Here is a 15,478-nt window from a genome sequence, read left to right on the forward strand (position 1 = left end):
CACAAACGTTTCTACGCGGTCACCATGGCCATATAGGCAGTACCGGTCAACCAGTCAGATTTCCGCAATTGGTCGAATAAAGAGTGTGGTCTTGCAGCCTTCGGCAGACTGCCAGTATTTATGGGTCATGAACACGGATCCACTCGACGCCGACTTGCATGAGCCGCCGCGCTCTCCGGCGGATTCGCAGAATAATGCCCAACCGGGCTGGATGGGCCTGATCGGCGGCACAATCGTTCTCGGCCTCGCCATCGCGATCGCAGTCGGAATCTGGCATCTCGCAGGTAACCGCGGCTCTCGGTTGACGGTCGTGGAACTGAGCGAAGCGGAAACCCTGTTGGATCAGCTCGGCTTTCCGCCCGGCCCGATCGATGGCGTGATTGACGAAGAGAGCCGCAACGCCATCCGCGATTTTCAGATCACCGCTGGCATCGCGGTCGATGGCGAGCTTGATCTGGCGCTGCTGGGCGAGCTGCGCGCTGCCAAGGCGGAATTGAGCGGCAACTAGCCTGCCCAGCTTTAATTCGCCTCCTCCACGCGCGCTGCAGGACTCTTAGCCACTCCAGCCGGTCGTGCTAAAATGTTGGCTATGTCGGTTGAAGCCAACAAGGCCCTCGTTCGTCGCTTCTACGCTGAAGTGATCAGCGCCGGCAACCTCGCTCGCGTCGAGGAATTCATCGGCCCCGACTACATTGATCACAATGCCGAGGGGTCTGGTTGTGGGCCTGATGTCGTACGTGCCCATGTCGAAGCTTTACGCCGAACCTTTCCTGATTTTGGTCTACGGATCGACGAAATCCTGGGTGAGGGTGACAAGATTGTGACCCGCGTCAGTGGCCGGGGAACGCATAGCGGTGCATGGATTGGAATTCGCCCGACCGGTGCCGTCGTCCAGGTCAAAGGCATAAACATCGATCGTGTCGCCGACCAGAGGATCCTGGAACACTGGGGCGAAGCGGATACGATTGGAATGCTGCGGCAGATGGGCGTGGATCCGTTCGCCGATTGAGGTCTTGGCGAACTCAGCGGCTGCTGGTTGCCATCGGCGCAGCGGTGGCCCACCAGGCGGGATGGTCCACGCGAAGCTTTGCTTCTGCGGCTCGTGCACCGGCTTCATTGCCGAACAAGCCGAAGCAAGTCGCGCCGCTGCCCGACAGGCGCGCCAGCACGCAGCCCGGGAGAGCGGCGAGCGCGACCAGCACGTCACGGATGGCCGGCGTCACGCTGATCGCCGCTTCGGTCAGGTCGTTCCGGCAGCCCTGCAGCCGCCCCACAAACTCAGCGAAATCGCGCGGCGGCTCGCTGCAGCGTGCTGGCTTAGAGAACGGCCCACGCCGTGCCTTGAAGACAGCAGGTGTCGGTGTCGCGGCGCCGGGATTGGCCAGCAGCAGCCACGCCGGCGGCAGACCTCGCGCGGGCGCAAGCTCCTCGCCGATGCCGCCGACGAAACTCGGCACACCATCCAGGCAGACCGGTACGTCCGCGCCGAGCTTGGCTGCGATCTGCAGCAGTGCGGCGCGGCCCGGCGCCACGTTCCACAATCCGCACAAGCCATCGAGCGTCGTGGCCGCGTCGGCGGAACCGCCGCCGATGCCCGACGCGACCGGCAAGTTCTTGGTGAGGCGAATGGCGGCGCCGGCGCGCGTGCCGGTCACGTCCTGCAGCGCATGAGCGGCTCGCAGCACCAGATTCTCAGGCCCCGCCTCGAGGTCTGCGCCGAACGGCCCATCGATCGTCAGCGACAGGCGATCGGCGGGCGCCAAGGCGATCTCGTCGCCCGTCTCGGCGAAGACGATCAGGCTGTCGAGCAGATGATAGCCATCGGCGCGGCGGCCGGTGACGTGCAGATAGAGATTGACCTTGGCGCGCGCGAGCATGAGCGGGGATCAGCCGGATCTGACGACGTGATGTAGTGCGGACTTTAGCCACCGGATTCGGTATTGCCGGCCTGCGATTTGACCTTTTGTGTCTCTGGCGGGAGCTCGCCGCTGGCAGTCAGGCCCTGCTCCAGCTTCTGCTGCAGCTTGGGGGCGAGATCCGGCTCCGGATCGAAGCTCAGCGCCCGCGTCCACTGGAACCGTGCCTCCTGCTTCCGTCCCACCATCCAATATGCATCGCCGAGATGGTCGTTGAGGACAGGATCGGTGGGCGCGAGGCTGACCGCACGCTCCAGCTCCGTGACCGCGTCCGGATAGCGCCCCAGCATGTAGTGCGCCCAGCCGAGAGAGTCGATGATAAAACCTTCCTCCGGCCGCTGGCTCACCGCCTTCTCCAGCATCTCGAAGGCCTGCTTGAGGTTTTCGCGGCGCTCGACCCAGGTGTAGGCAAGATAGTTGAGCACGTAAGGCTCATCCGGCGAGAGCTCCAGCGCCTTCTCGAAGTCCTTCTCCGCCGTCGGCCACTGCTTGGCGCGCTCATAGGAGATGCCGCGGTAGTAGAACAGCTGCCAATCCTCCGGCTCGAGCTTGCCCAGCCGATCAATGGCAACACCGTAGACTTTCGCCGCCTCCTCGAACTTCTTGTTGGAGCGCAGCAGCTGCCCGAGCTGCTGAGCGGCCGAGATGTCGGTCTCATTCTCATTCATCAGCTTACGCAGCAGGCTTTCCGCGTCGCTGAACTTTTCCTGCCGGCGATAGCATTCGGCAACCGACAGCTGCGCGGGGCGACGAAAGATCGAGGTCTCGGGAACCTGGCCATAGGCCACGATGGCCTGATCCAGGTGACCGACTTGACGCTGCAAGTCGCCCAGCGCGAGCGCTGCGATATCGAGCTTGGGATCGAGGTCGAGGGCGAGCCGCGTCAGCCACAGCGCGTCCCCGTTATAGTCATCCGCCATCAACTCCATGGCGATTTGGCTGTAGGCGATGGCGAGCCCGCGCTTGATATCGGCGACCAGCGGACCCTTCGGCTTGGGCTGGCCGAGCTGTCGATCCATCGCGGTGGCGACGTCCTCGCCGCGCCCCTCGGCCTGCTCTTGATAGCGTTCGACCATGGCGCGCGCCGCCTTCTCGTCGCCCTCGCGCAGCTTGAGCGTGACGTAGAATTCCGCGAGCTGGGCGGGAATAGTGACGCTGGCATCGATTGCCGCGAGCAGATTCGCGTCTGCCTTCTTGTTGTCGCCGACGTAATCGGAGATCAGCGCCGACTGCATCTGCCACAGCATGGTGGCGCCTTCGATCTCCTGCAGCGGCTTCAGCTCTGCAAGGGCCGCCTCCTCTTTCTCCGCGGCGCCCAACGCCAGCCAGGCACGCAGCATCGGTGCCGTGACCTGCATCAGCCGGTCGCCCGGCAGGTCGCGCGAGACCGTGAGCGCATCCTCATAATCGCCCGTGCGCGCCTCGGCCTGCATCAGCACCAGTGTGACAAGAGTGGACTTGATCCCTGCATCCTTCATCTGACCCGCGAGTTCGATGGCGTCATCGATCCGCCCATCGCTCATCAGGGCGACCAGAGTCTTTTGCGACAGGACTGCGTTGCCGAAATCCTTGCCAAGGGCGCGGGTCAACAGGTCCGCCGCGACCTTCATGTCGCGCTGCTGGAAAGCGGTCATGCCTGCGAGATACGCGCCCGTAGTGGTCCAGCTCTCGCCCGGCGACGAAGAGCTTTGGCCGCCGATAGTGCCCTGGGCGTCAGCAACTTGGCCGCCGGCTGGCTGGTCCGGTTCGCAAGCCGTCACGGCGAGAGTTACCAGGATGGCGGCGAAACCGGGCAGCACCCATTTCTGGCAAGCGCGGGGCTGCCGGCGCATCAGGTCGATGTTCTGCACGTCTAATCCGATCTCATGGCGGGGACGTTCCATAGTCCTCTATATAGAACGCCGGGAGTTAACAGTCCCTGCCTTATTTCACTCACATATTGGGATAGTTGGGGCCGCCGCCCCCTTCCGGCACCACCCAATTAATATTCTGCAGAGGGTCCTTGATGTCGCAGGTTTTGCAATGGACGCAATTCTGGGCGTTGATTTGCAACCGCGGATTGGCCCCGTCCGCATCCCGGACGATTTCGTAAACACTGGCCGGGCAGTAGCGTTGCTCCGGTGCGTCATAGAGCGCCAGGTTGGTCGAGATCGGGATATCCTGGTTCTTCAGCGTCAAATGCGACGGCTGGTTTTCCTCGTGATTGGTGGCGGAGAGGAAGACCGAGGATAGCCGGTCGAAGCTTACCACCCCGTCTGGCTTGGGATAGGCGATCTTCGGCATGTCCGATGCCTTCCGCAGCTGGGCATGGTCCGGATGGTTGTGCAGCGTCCAGGGCGCCCGGCCGCGGAAGAGATAAGTATCAATGGCAGAATAGACGAGGCCCGCCCACATGCCGGCGTGGAAGGATGGCCGGACGTTCCGCACGCAGTAGAGCTCATCCCACAGCCAGGTCTTCTTTAGCGCTTCCGGATATTCGGCGATCTCCGCCCCCGCCGCGTGACCTGCCTTGAGGCGCGGGAAGATCGCTTCCGCCGCCGTCATGCCCGACTTCATCGCGGTATGCGTGCCCTTGATCTTCGGCACGTTGAGGAAGCCGGCTGTGTCACCGATCAGGCAGCCGCCGGGGAAGGTCAGCTTCGGGATAGACTGGAAGCCGCCTTCATTGAGCGCCCGCGCGCCATAGGCGATGCGCCGGCCACCTTCGAAGATCGGGCGGATCGCGGGGTGCTGCTTGAAGCGCTGGAACTCCTCGAATGGGTTGAGGTGCGGGTTCTGGTAGTCCAGGCCGATCACAAAGCCGACCGCGATCTGGTTGTTCTCCAGATGATAGAGAAATGACCCGCCATAGGTGCTGCCATCCATCGGCCAACCGATGGTGTGCGTGATCTTGCCTTGCTGGTGCTTGGCTGGGTCGACCTCCCACAGCTCCTTGATGCCGATGCCGAAGGTCTGCGGATCGCAATTTTCCCGCAGCTTGAAACGCTCAAACAAGACCTTCGTAAGCGAGCCCCGACAGCCCTCCGCAAACAAGGTCTGCTTGCCGTGGAGCTCGACGCCGCGCGTGTAGTTCGCGGTCGGCTGGCCGTCCTTGCCGATGCCCATGTCGCCGGTCGCAACGCCTTTGACCGCGCCGTTCTCGTCATAGAGCACTTCGGCAGCGGCAAAGCCGGGATAGATTTCCACGCCCAGCGCCTCCGCCTGCTGCGCCAGCCAGCGACAGAAATTGCCGAGGGAAATGATGTAGTTCCCGTCGTTGTGCATCTGCGGTGGCGTCGGCAGACGGATCGCCCGCGACGCAGTGAGGAACAGAAAGTGGTCGTCCTTCGCCGGCGTATTGAGCGGTGCGCCCTTGGCCTTCCAATCGGGGATGAGCTCGTTCAGCGAGCGCGGCTCCAGCACGGCGCCGGAGAGAATGTGAGCGCCGACTTCGGCACCCTTTTCGATCACGCAGACCGAGATGTCGTGGCCGGCTTCTGCCGCCAGTTGCTTCAGGCGAATCGAAGCGCTGAGGCCGGATGGCCCACCGCCCACGATCACCACATCATATTCCATAACCTCGCGGTCCATGCGGCTCCTCCCAATTCGCGGCCCGGACTTGGTGTCCAGAATTGGCCGCGCTCGCATCCAGTGATACGGTCGGTGTCATGTCACAGGACGCCCGCACCGATCAACAGCTCGACCCCCAGCAAGCGCTGGTAATGCTGAAGCTCTATATCGAGTGGGGCGCCGACGAAGCTATTGAGCCCACGCCGCAAAGCCGCCTTGGGGCGACCCTGGCTCCGCCCCCTGTACCGGTCAGACAACCACCGCCGCCTGCTCCGGTTACGCCCCAACTCTCCGAACAGCCAGTGGCGCCGTTCCGCACCGCTCCGGCGCCGGCCAGGGCCCTTGGTCCGATGGATCAGGCCGCGGTCCTCTCGGCGCGCGAGGCAGCGCGGGCGGCCCCTGACTTGGCCGCGCTGAAGGAGGCGCTGGCGCGGTTCGACGGCGTGTCGCTCAGCCGGACCGCCACCAATCTGGTGTTCGCCGACGGCAACCCCGCGGCCAAGGTGATGCTGGTGGGGGAAGCGCCGGGGGCGGACGAGGACCGGCTGGGCCTACCGTTCGTCGGAGTGTCGGGGCAGCTCCTCGACCGGATGATGGCGGCAGTCGGCCTTGATAGGACTACTTTCTATATCACCAATGTTTGCTTCTGGCGCCCACCGGGCAATCGCAAGCCGACAGACCTCGAGCTCGCGGCCCAGAAGCCGTTCGTCGAGCGCCATATCGAGTTGGTGGCGCCGAGGGTTCTGGTCCTGGTCGGGGCGGCGGCGGCCCAGGGGCTGCTCGGAACCACCGAAGGGATCACCCGCCTCCGCGGCCGATGGTTCCAGTATCGGCTGGGGGAGGATGGGCCGACCATCCCTGCCCTGCCCATTTTCCATCCCGCCTACCTGCTTCGCCAGCCGGCCCAAAAGCGGGAAACCTGGCGCGATCTGCTAAAACTGAAAGAATTCGGATTATAGTGTGAGTCCGTATATTGTTATGGTTAATGGTGCAAAATAAGGTAAATGCCAGCAAAGAAAAGTGAGCTAGTACAGTCGAATAGATCGAATGGTATTAACCTTCTGGGCGTAATTGTGAATATCTGTAGTAGGTTGCAACCTTCCGCAGCCCATACGGGTTGTTGGTGCGGCAGATTTTTAGTGGACACCCCCTCCCTTATCGTCTAGCCATGACTCCGGGAGACAATAAGAAACGATCAACTACTCGCTTCGGTCGGGACGGAGCGACCGCACAAGGGGACGGAAACCTTGGCTTTACGCTGGCAATCTTGGGGCTGCCGCATAGTCGCGACAGCCACACTCGCCGGGTTTGTCTTTACCGCTGGCCTTTCGGCGGAGACCCTGGCTCAAGACAGATCGGGCGCCACTGCGGCGCTACCGGGTGATGACGTTCAGATCAAAGGCGCGGACCTGCCCAAGCCGCTGGACGCCGTCAATGCCGACCGTTATCGCGATATCTTCCGGCTGCAAGCTGCGGGGGATTTCCGCGGCGCGGACCGAGTTATTGCAGAGCTGACGGACCAATCGCTGCTGGGCCAAGTCCTGGCCGACCGGTATCTGTCCGCGACCTACATCTCCAAGCCAAAGGAACTGGCCGACTGGCTGCGCCACTATGACACGCTGGCGGATGCGCGCGCCATCTATCAGCTCGCCCAGGTCAAGGGCGCGAGCAACCTGACCGAGCCCAAGGTCAACGTCGTCCGGATCGGTTCGCCCGACGAGAGCTACAACGACCGGGACGCCACCTGGCTGGCAGGCGTGGAAGCCTGGCGCCGGGGCGATTTCGCCAAGGCCGCCGAAGCCTTCGTGAAGGATACCGAGGACGCGGACAACGAGATCTGGGACAAGGCCAAGTCCTCATTCTGGGCTGCGCGCGCCTATCTGCGCGCCAAGCAGCCGGAGAAGGTCAGCACCTATCTGCGCAAGGCCGCGAAGCACCCCCTGACTTTCTATGGTCAACTGGCCACGCGCGCGCTCGGCATCCGGCCGCAGATCGATTGGACGGCGCCGAAATTCACCAAGGCTCATGGACAGCTGCTCCTCAGCACGCGCTCGGGCAAGCGTGCGCTTGCGCTGATCCAAGTCGGTCAGCTCGGTGCCGCGGAAAAGGAGCTGCTGCTGCTCGAATCCAAGGCCAAGGACAACGTCGATGAGGCGCTGCTAGCCGTCGCCGACATCGCCCGCATGCCCTCGCTCGCCCTCAAGCTGGGTGCGATGGAGCGGCTCTATGGCGATGCGGTGATCCCGGCCGCGCTCTTTCCGGTGCCGCGCTGGGAACCGAAGGATGGGTTCACCATCGATCGCGCGCTGCTCTATGCCATCATTCGCCAGGAATCGGGCTTCAACCCGCTGGCCGTCAGCGGCCATGGTGCGCTCGGCCTGATGCAGATCATGCCGGAGACGGGGAAGAAGCTTGGTTACGACGCGGCGCAGCTCAAGAACCCGCGCCTGTCGATGGCCGCGGGTCAGAAATACATCGCCAAGCTGCTGAGCAACGGCCTGATCAAGAATGACATCATCCTGATGGCCGTCGCCTACAATGGCGGCGCGGGCAATCTCCAGAAGTGGAAGAACGCGCCGAAGGCGATGGACGACCCTCTGCTGTTCCTGGAGACCTTGCCGTCCAAGGAAACGCGCCAATTCACCAAGCGGATCCTCGCCGCCTACTGGATCTATCAGGAGCGGCTTGGCCAAGAGACGCCAACTCTCAAGGCGCTGGCGACCGGCGGGTGGGCGCAATATATCGGCCAGGACAGCACCGCCACCGCGTCCAAATAGCCTCTCGACCGCTTCCATCGCTGGTCTATGCTGTAGCCGAAAGGCTGACAGCATATGCCCAAGATTGATGAGACGCGGCCCTTCCTGGCCGTGCAGATCGGCGTGATGACGGTATCGGATACCCGCACCCTCGCCAACGATACATCCGGCCAGACCCTGGTCGATCTGATCACCCGCGACGGTCACAAGATCGCCGACCGCGTCATCATCAAGGATGACGCGGCCGCCATCGTCGCGCAGCTGCAGGCATGGATCTCGCGCCCGGACATCGACGTGGTGATCTCGACTGGCGGCACCGGCGTCACCGGTCGCGATGTGACGACCGAGGCATTCGAATCCGTCTATGAGAAGAAGATCGACGGCTTCGGCGAGCTGTTCCGCTGGATCTCGTTCCAGAAGGTCGGCACCTCGACCATCCAGAGTCGCGCCACTGGCGGCGTCGCGCGCGGCACCTACCTGTTTGCACTCCCCGGCTCGCCAGGCGCCTGCCGCGACGGCTGGGAGGAGATCCTGAAGCACCAGCTCGACAATCGGCACCGCCCCTGCAACCTGGTCGAGCTGATGCCGCGGCTGGAAGAGCACCGGAAGTGACCATTTAGGATTAATGGACGAGCAGAAACTCCAATCCCTCGCCGCCTGGATCACCGAAGCAGGCCTCGCCGGCGGATCGGAGACCGAGATGCTGGCGGGCTTTTGCGAGCGCGCGAGTGCGGTGGGCTTGCCGCTAGTCAGCGGGTTGGTGGTGCTCGACATCTTGCATCCGACGCATGAGGGCCACGCAATCCGCTGGTATCGTGACAAGCCGAAAGGCAAGTTCCTCGAATACGAACGTACCAACCAGGGTGAGGCCGCGGAGAACTGGCGGCGGAGCGTCTTCTTCTATTTGCTGGAGAGCGGCGAGCCGATGTTGCATGAGCGCCTGACGCCGGAGACCGTCGCGCGGTTCACGCATCTGGTGCCGGATCGCCAGGCCGGCATGACCGACTTCGTCGGTATCCTGACGCGTTTCGCACCGGAAGGTAGCATCGGCGAGATGGATTGCATTTATTCCGCCTGGTACACCGATCGCGAGCAAGGTTTCGAAGCGCGTGAGATCGCGGCGATCCGCAGGCTGGAGCCCTTCCTCGCCCTTGCCATCAAGAGCGTCTCGCTCGGGCGCGTCGCGCGCACACTTGCCGAAACCTACCTTGGCCGGGACGCCGCTGAACTGGTGCTGAGCGGGCGCATAGAGCGCGGCGTCGCCGACCGTATCGAAGCGGTCGTGTGGTTCAGCGACCTCAGCGGCTATACAAAGATCACGGATAGCGCGCCACCGGAGCAGATTATTCCGCTGCTCAACGACTATGCGGAAGTCATCGTCTCCGCCATCCGGGATCAGGGCGGCGATGTGCTGAAGCTGATCGGCGACGGCGTCCTGGCGATCTTCACTGCTCCGGACAACGGCACGGCTTGCGCCGCGGCGATTGCGGCCGCGCTCGTGGCCGAGCAGAACATCGCGGCGCTCAATGAGCGGCGCGCGGCCGACAACCTGCCCACCACGCACATGTATCTCGGCCTTCATGTTGGCGAGATGTTCTTTGGCAACATCGGCAGCAAGGACCGGCTCGACTTCACCATCGTCGGCCCGGCGGTTAACGAGATCAGCCGGATCGCTGCGATGTGCCGCTCCGCCGACCAGAGCATACTTGCTTCCGCGCCCTTCGCTGCCGCGCTGCGCGATGCCGGCCCGCGCCTCGTCTCCTGCGGCCGCTACGCCTTGCGCGGCGTGACGCGGCCGCAGGAGCTGTTCACCTTGGACCGCAGTCCGCTTACCAGCGATACGTGAGCGTTCCGAGCACCGTCCGCCGCTCGCCATAGAAGCACGACGTCTCGCCGAAGCAGGACGGCACGTAGACCTTGTCGAACACGTTGCTGGCGTTCAGCGCGAACTTGAAATTGCCCCATTCGTAATGGATCGCCGCGTCGGCCAGCGTGTAGCCCGGCAATCTCAGATCCTCCAGGTTATCGCCGAAGCTTGGGCCGATGTAGCGCACGCCCGCACCGAAGCCGAGCCCGGCAAAGTCACCTTCCGGAATCGTGTAATCGGCCCAGAGTGAGGCGCTATGCTTGGGAACGCGAGCTGCCCGATTGCCTTCCTCCCCAACGACGTTGCTCTTGGTGATCTCCGCATCGATGAACGTGTAGGCGGCCGTCACGTCGAGTCCAAAGTCGGAGCTTGCGACGCCTTCGAGCTCGATGCCGCGATGGCGGACCTCGCCGGTCTGCACGTTGTTGTTGGCGGGATCCTCTGGGTCGGGCGTCAGCACATTCTGCTTTACGATATCGAAGAGCGACAACATCACGAAACTGTTCCAGCCTGGCGGCTGATACTTGAGGCCGACTTCGTATTGCCGGCCTTCCTCGGGCTTGAAGGGATTGCCGTCGGCATCAGTTTCCAGCAGAGGCAGGAAGGATTCCGAATAGCTGAAGTAGGGCGCGATGCCATTGTCGAACAAATAGACCAGTCCCGCACGGCCGGTGAAGGCCTCGTCATTGACCGTCTGTTCGGTGTCTTCGATTTCGTTCGTGAACTCCGTCTTCGCAAAGTCGTATCGGCCGCCTAGCAGGATCACCAGTTTGTCGAACAGCTTGGCTTGTTCCTGTACATAAAGGCCAATTTGACGCTGCTCGGTATTACCGTCTTGACTGACCACTAGATCGGGAATATCGGCACCATACTCCGGATCATAGATGTCGATTGGATCGATGAGTGCCCCCGCGCCTCGATCGCTGAAGTCATAGTGCTGAAAGTCCACGCCGAACAAGCCGGTATGCGCGATCGGCCCGGTTTCAAAGTTCGCCTGCACTTGGTTATCGACCGCGACGGTGCTTAATTCCGAGTGCCCCGTATCGGCAAAGCGATTCAGAGTGCGGTCATCGGCCAGGCCAATCCCGTACACGATGTTCTGGTCGTTCTCGAGCTCAGCGTAGTGCGCGTTCTGGCGAACGGTGAACACGTCGTCGACGTGATGCTCCACCTGATACCCGACCGAGAACTGGTCGAGGATGTATTTGTCGAAGTCCGGTTCGCCGGTGAAGGTGTGGCGTGGTATCCTGCCATTCGGATTGTCGAGCACCGTGCCCGATGCGGGCAGGAACTGGATGCCCCAGCCCTGATCATCGTGCTGATAGTTGGCGAGGAGGGTCACCGTCGTGTCTTCCCCTTGCCAGGTGAGCGTTGGCGCGATGAACAAACGGTCGTCATTCACGAAATCCGTTTGCGTGTCACTGTCGCGACCAAGGCCGGTCACGCGATAGGACAAAGCGCCGTCTTCCGTGAGGTGACCGCTGAAGTCGAACTTACCTTGATAGCGATCGAACGTGCCGAAGCCTGCTTGGATCTCGTATTGCGGCTCCGCTGTCGCTTTCTTCGAAACATAGTTCAGGATGCCGCCGGGGCTCGCCTGGCCATAGAGCACGGAGGCGGGGCCGCGCAAGATCTCGAGCCGCTCGGCCCCGTACACGTCCAACGGCAGGAAGCTTACGAAAAACGTGCCTTTGAACTGCAGCCCATCGCGATAGTAGTTGTTGTCGACTTCGAAGCCGCGGATCCGAAGTCCATAGCCGCGTTGATCCAACCCGTACAGCTCCCCCGTGACACCGGCGGAGTAGCGCAAGGCGTCGCCCAAGCTGCTCGCCGCCTGCTCTTCCAAGCGTTCGGCGCTGATGACGGAGATCGATTGCGGGGTTTCGATGATCGGCGTGTCGGTCTTGCTGCCGGTCCTGCTCTGCGTCGCAACATAGCCATCGACTGGCCCGGTCGCGCTCTCGCCCTCGCCTTCCACCTGCACTGGTGCCAGCGTGACCGTTCCGGTATCCTGCGCAATCTGCGGCGTGACGAGATCGAGTTTGGCCGGTGCGCCGGCTTCGAGCGCGTCCAGCCGCTCTTCCCAATCTTCCGCCTGCGCCTGGCTCCATCCCGCAGCCGTCGCCACCGCCAAAATCGTCCCTATCCGCGCGCCATTGCTGGCGACGCTCCGTGCAAACCGCATCCCTTCCGTCCCCCAAAAAGGCTGAACATCAGCGCGATGCACTGCGTTCGCGCGCCTTTTGGGAAGCTAACTGCGAATGCGTCGCATTCTCCTGATAACCGAAAAGGACAAGAACTGCAAATGCATATCGGCGCCGGACGATTGCTCGTGGCACGCGCCGCGGAGCTCTCAATGACGCTGAGATAGCTGCGCGGTCTTTCTACTGCTGCTCGGTCTCGTCCAACACCTGCCGCACCTTGTGCGCGAGTTCGACCTTGCGGAACGGCTTGGTGAGCAGATGGACGCCCTTGTCCAGCACCCCGTGATGGATGATCGCGTTGGCGGTGTAGCCGGACATGTAGAGGACCTTCAGCCCCGGCCGGCGCCGCTTGGCTTCCGCCGCAAGGGCGGTGCCGTTCATGCCCCTCGGCAGCACGACATCGGTGAACAGCAGATCGATCCGGCCGCCTTGCTCGAGGATCACGATCGCTGCCGGCCCGTCGTAGGCTTCGACCGTCCGGTAACCAAGGCGCGTCAGGAGCTGGACGGCCAGGCGCAGGACCATCGTATCGTCCTCGACCACCAGGACGACTTCGCCGTCCTTTGCCGTCGGAAGCTCGCTCCGGTCCGGCGACAGGCGGTTATCCTCCTGTCCGGTTGCAGCGGGCAGATAGAGCTTGACCGTCGTGCCGTGGCCCTCTTCGCTGTAGATCTTGATATGCCCCTTGGATTGCTTGACGAAGCCATAGACCATGCTGAGTCCAAGACCGGTGCCTTGGCCAACCGGCTTCGTCGTGAAGAACGGGTCGAGCGCCCGCCCCGCGACTTCCTTGCTCATGCCGATGCCGGTGTCGGTGACGGCAAGCATCACATAACGGCCTGGCATCACCTCCAGATGCTCCTCGGCATAGCTTGCATCCAGAATGGCATTCCGCGCCTCGATCACCAGCTTGCCGCCGTTCGGCATGGCGTCGCGCGCATTGACCGCCATGTTAAGCAACGCGCTCTCCAGCTGGTTTGGGTCGATCAGCGACTTCCATAGATCGCCCGGCACATGGGTCTCGACCGCGACCGTCTCGCCGAGCGTGCGCTGCAAGAGCTGCGTCATGTCGACAATGAGCTTGCTGACGTCAAGCACGCGCGGATCGAGCGGCTGCAGCCTGGAATAGGCCAGCAGCTGGTGCGTGAGGCTGGCGCCGCGTCCCGCTGCTTTCATTGTGTTCTGCACGATCTGCTGCAGATCCGGCCTGTCGGCCAGCGCCTCGTCCAGCAGGTCCAGGTTGCCGTAGATGACCGCAAGAATATTGTTGAAATCGTGCGCCACGCCGCCGGCCAGCTGCCCGACGATTTCCATCTTCTGCGCCTGGCGCAACCTTTCCTCGCTGGTGCGCAGGGCATTTTCCATGCGGCAGCGCTCCAGCACCATCTGGATGGTGGCGTGCAGCTCGCGCTCGGAGAATGGTTTCAGCAGATAGCCGTAAGGCTTCGTGGCGCGCGCCCGTTCCAGCGTGGCTTCCTCGGAATAGGCGGTCAGATAGACGACTGGAATATGATAGCTGGGTGGAATGCGCGCCGCCGTCTCGATCCCGTCGATCTCTCCTTCGATGTTGATGTCCATCAATATCAGGTCGGGCCGCTTCTCCTCGATCTTCTGGAGCGCCTGGTCCCCACGGGCCACATTGGCAATGACTTCGTAGCCGAACGTTGATAGCTGCTGCTGCAGGTGGAGCGCCACGATGCGCTCATCCTCCACCAGCATGATTTGGGCACTGGGCATGCGGCCTCCGGCTCAGGGCTCGATCGGGAAGTTTAGGACGAACTCCGTCGGATCCGATCGTCGCACGGAGATCTCGCCGCTGAGCTGATCCGCCAGCAGCGTGATGAGCTGCAACCCGAGCGTGCCGGTCTTCGACAGGTCGATATTCTCGGGCAGGCCGATTCCGTTATCCGTGACGGACAGCACCGCCCGGCCGGTCTGGTCCGCCGACAGCCTGACCGCGATCTCGCCCCTGCGCTCGCCCGGGAATGCGTACTTCAGGGCGTTGGAGATGAGTTCGTTCACCACCAGCCCGCAAGAAATGGCCGCATTGATCGGGAGCAGGACCTGCTCCGCCTCGACCGACAGGCTGGTCCGATCCGGATTGGCGCCATATGATCCAACCAAGGTCGGCACCAGCGTGTCGAGGAAGTGGCGGAAATCCACCCTCGCGAAGTCCTTCGACTGATAGAGCGTCTGGTGGATCAAGCCCATGGAGCGGATCCGGTTCTGGCTGTCCCGCAGCATATCGAGCGCGGCGCGGTCCGTGATGCGCGACGATTGCAGGTCAAGCAGGCTGTGAATAATCTGCAGGTTGTTCTTGACGCGATGGTGCACCTCGCCCAGCAGCACGTCCTTTTCCCTGAGCGCGATTTGGATGCGCTCTCCTTCTGCTTGCGGTCGGAGATGTCGACGATCGCGGAGAAAACCATCGGCCCCTCATCCGTCTCGATCGGATTGAGCCCGATCTCCACCGGAAACTCGCTGCAGTCCTTGCGCCACGCGAAGAGATCGCGCCCCGCGCCCATCGGCCGCGCCTTGGCGTCGGCGAAGAACGAACCGCGCAGACCGGGATGGCGGCCGCAGAGCTGTTCCGGCACCAGCATCTCTACCGGCTGGCCCAGCATTTCCTGGCGGCTGTAGCCAAAAACCTGCTCGGCCTGGGCGTTCACCATTTCGATCCGCCCGGCGGCGCTGATCATCACCATGGCGCTCGGCGCCGCTTCGAGCATCACGTTCGCCCAGAAGCGGCTGCCATCCTTGCGCACGCGCCAGCCTTCGGTCTCATGGCGTCCCTGCTCGCGCGCCATTTTCAGCGCCAAGGCCGGCAAGCCACTGGCGCGATCCTCCTCTGTATAGAACCGCGCATGGTCCTGGCCGATGACTTCGTCGACGCTGTAGCCCTTGATGCGCGCGGCGCCGCCGTTCCATGTGACGATGCGACCATTCAAGTCGAGCATGAAGATCGCGTAGTCGACCACGTTTTCGACCAACAGGCGGAATTGCTGCTCGCTTTCATGCAGGGCGCGCTCAATATCTTGGCGTCGCTCCTGGCCTGACGCGTCAAGAATGTTTGTCACGAACCCTCGCCCAAGTTGGGTCAGCTCCAGCCAAGCGATCCGCCGGCTGATTGCTGCCCCGCACCTTCAGCACTGATTACTATAAGCCGAAAAACGATATGCACGCCAC

At 62.7% G+C, this 15,478-nt stretch carries 13 protein-coding genes; 6 read left to right on the plus strand and 7 right to left on the minus strand.

Features of this window, described 5'->3' with window-relative positions:
- Nucleotides 1–127: 127 nt before the first annotated feature.
- Together DTX69_RS04305 and DTX69_RS04310 are read left to right on the plus strand one after the other, a co-directional pair.
- Complete coding sequence (locus DTX69_RS04305; RefSeq protein ID WP_119300268.1) at nt 128–508, plus strand: peptidoglycan-binding domain-containing protein; 381 nt, start codon at nt 128–130, stop codon at nt 506–508.
- An 81-nt stretch (nt 509–589) separates the two neighbouring features.
- The gene (locus DTX69_RS04310; protein ID WP_119300269.1) at nt 590–1,009 is read left to right on the plus strand and encodes an ester cyclase; all 420 of its coding nucleotides are present in this window, start codon (nt 590–592) and stop codon (nt 1,007–1,009) included.
- 13 nt (nt 1,010–1,022) lie between these two features.
- Here the strand turns inward: DTX69_RS04310 and DTX69_RS04315 are convergent, their stop codons facing one another.
- From DTX69_RS04315 to DTX69_RS04325, 3 genes are read right to left on the minus strand one after another with little or no spacing between them, the layout of a single operon-like run.
- Nucleotides 1,023–1,877, minus strand: a complete 855-nt coding sequence (locus DTX69_RS04315) for a 4-(cytidine 5'-diphospho)-2-C-methyl-D-erythritol kinase (RefSeq protein WP_119300270.1) — start codon at nt 1,875–1,877, stop codon at nt 1,023–1,025.
- 44 nt (nt 1,878–1,921) lie between these two features.
- The gene (locus tag DTX69_RS04320) at nt 1,922–3,799 is read right to left on the minus strand and encodes a tetratricopeptide repeat protein (protein ID WP_119300271.1); all 1,878 of its coding nucleotides are present in this window, start codon (nt 3,797–3,799) and stop codon (nt 1,922–1,924) included.
- A 49-nt stretch (nt 3,800–3,848) separates the two neighbouring features.
- Nucleotides 3,849–5,486 (minus strand): electron transfer flavoprotein-ubiquinone oxidoreductase, encoded by a 1,638-nt coding sequence (locus tag DTX69_RS04325; protein ID WP_119300272.1) that lies wholly within the window; start codon nt 5,484–5,486, stop codon nt 3,849–3,851.
- Between the two features lie 41 nt (nt 5,487–5,527).
- On the opposite strand from DTX69_RS04325, the gene DTX69_RS04330 reads away from it, so the two are divergent.
- The 4 genes from DTX69_RS04330 to DTX69_RS04345 all read left to right on the plus strand — a co-directional run bounded on the left by DTX69_RS04330 (nt 5,528) and on the right by DTX69_RS04345 (nt 10,067).
- Nucleotides 5,528–6,424 (plus strand): uracil-DNA glycosylase, encoded by an 897-nt coding sequence (locus tag DTX69_RS04330; protein WP_284735537.1) that lies wholly within the window; start codon nt 5,528–5,530, stop codon nt 6,422–6,424.
- A gap of 288 nt (nt 6,425–6,712) precedes the next feature.
- Nucleotides 6,713–8,242 (plus strand): lytic transglycosylase domain-containing protein, encoded by a 1,530-nt coding sequence (locus DTX69_RS04335; protein WP_119300273.1) that lies wholly within the window; start codon nt 6,713–6,715, stop codon nt 8,240–8,242.
- 54 nt (nt 8,243–8,296) lie between these two features.
- Nucleotides 8,297–8,833 carry a molybdenum cofactor biosynthesis protein B gene (gene moaB / locus DTX69_RS04340; RefSeq protein WP_119300274.1) on the plus strand — a complete coding sequence of 179 codons (537 nt, stop codon included), beginning with the start codon at nt 8,297–8,299 and terminating at the stop codon, nt 8,831–8,833.
- A 13-nt stretch (nt 8,834–8,846) separates the two neighbouring features.
- Nucleotides 8,847–10,067 (plus strand): adenylate/guanylate cyclase domain-containing protein, encoded by a 1,221-nt coding sequence (locus DTX69_RS04345; RefSeq protein ID WP_119300275.1) that lies wholly within the window; start codon nt 8,847–8,849, stop codon nt 10,065–10,067.
- Here the strand turns inward: DTX69_RS04345 and DTX69_RS04350 are convergent.
- From DTX69_RS04350 to DTX69_RS04365, 4 genes are all read right to left on the minus strand, one after another.
- On the minus strand, nt 10,051–12,273 hold the full coding sequence (locus DTX69_RS04350) for a TonB-dependent siderophore receptor (RefSeq protein WP_119300276.1): 2,223 nt from the start codon (nt 12,271–12,273) through the stop codon (nt 10,051–10,053). The two genes, DTX69_RS04345 and DTX69_RS04350, sit on opposite strands and share 17 nt — an antisense overlap.
- 199 nt (nt 12,274–12,472) lie before the next feature.
- Nucleotides 12,473–14,029: a hybrid sensor histidine kinase/response regulator gene (locus DTX69_RS04355; RefSeq protein ID WP_119300277.1), complete on the minus strand. Its 1,557-nt coding sequence runs from the start codon at nt 14,027–14,029 to the stop codon at nt 12,473–12,475.
- 12 nt (nt 14,030–14,041) lie between these two features.
- On the minus strand, nt 14,042–14,602 hold the full coding sequence (locus tag DTX69_RS04360) for a sensor histidine kinase (RefSeq protein ID WP_284735556.1): 561 nt from the start codon (nt 14,600–14,602) through the stop codon (nt 14,042–14,044).
- Entirely contained in the window at nt 14,494–15,369 is an 876-nt protein-coding gene (locus DTX69_RS04365; RefSeq protein WP_162916653.1) for a PAS domain-containing protein, read from the minus strand. Before DTX69_RS04365 ends, DTX69_RS04360 begins: the two co-directional genes overlap by 109 nt.
- Nucleotides 15,370–15,478: the final 109 nt, after the last annotated feature.

It is taken from the genome of Dongia deserti (assembly GCF_003574735.1).
Taxonomy (GTDB): domain Bacteria; phylum Pseudomonadota; class Alphaproteobacteria; order Dongiales; family Dongiaceae; genus Dongia_A; species Dongia_A deserti.

Bases quoted from the DNA above. Each gene is read 5' to 3' on its own strand.
- DTX69_RS04325 (WP_119300272.1), bottom strand. From the start codon at position 5,486: ATGGACCGCGAGGTTATGGAATATGATGTGGTGATCGTGGGCGGTGGG.
- DTX69_RS04315 (WP_119300270.1), bottom strand. From the start codon at position 1,877: ATGCTCGCGCGCGCCAAGGTCAATCTCTATCTGCACGTCACCGGCCGC.
- DTX69_RS04305 (WP_119300268.1), top strand. From the start codon at position 128: ATGAACACGGATCCACTCGACGCCGACTTGCATGAGCCGCCGCGCTCT.
- DTX69_RS04355 (WP_119300277.1), bottom strand. From the start codon at position 14,029: ATGCCCAGTGCCCAAATCATGCTGGTGGAGGATGAGCGCATCGTGGCG.
- DTX69_RS04310 (WP_119300269.1), top strand. From the start codon at position 590: ATGTCGGTTGAAGCCAACAAGGCCCTCGTTCGTCGCTTCTACGCTGAA.
- DTX69_RS04350 (WP_119300276.1), bottom strand. From the start codon at position 12,273: ATGCGGTTTGCACGGAGCGTCGCCAGCAATGGCGCGCGGATAGGGACG.
- moaB (WP_119300274.1), top strand. From the start codon at position 8,297: ATGCCCAAGATTGATGAGACGCGGCCCTTCCTGGCCGTGCAGATCGGC.
- DTX69_RS04345 (WP_119300275.1), top strand. From the start codon at position 8,847: ATGGACGAGCAGAAACTCCAATCCCTCGCCGCCTGGATCACCGAAGCA.
- DTX69_RS04320 (WP_119300271.1), bottom strand. From the start codon at position 3,799: ATGGAACGTCCCCGCCATGAGATCGGATTAGACGTGCAGAACATCGAC.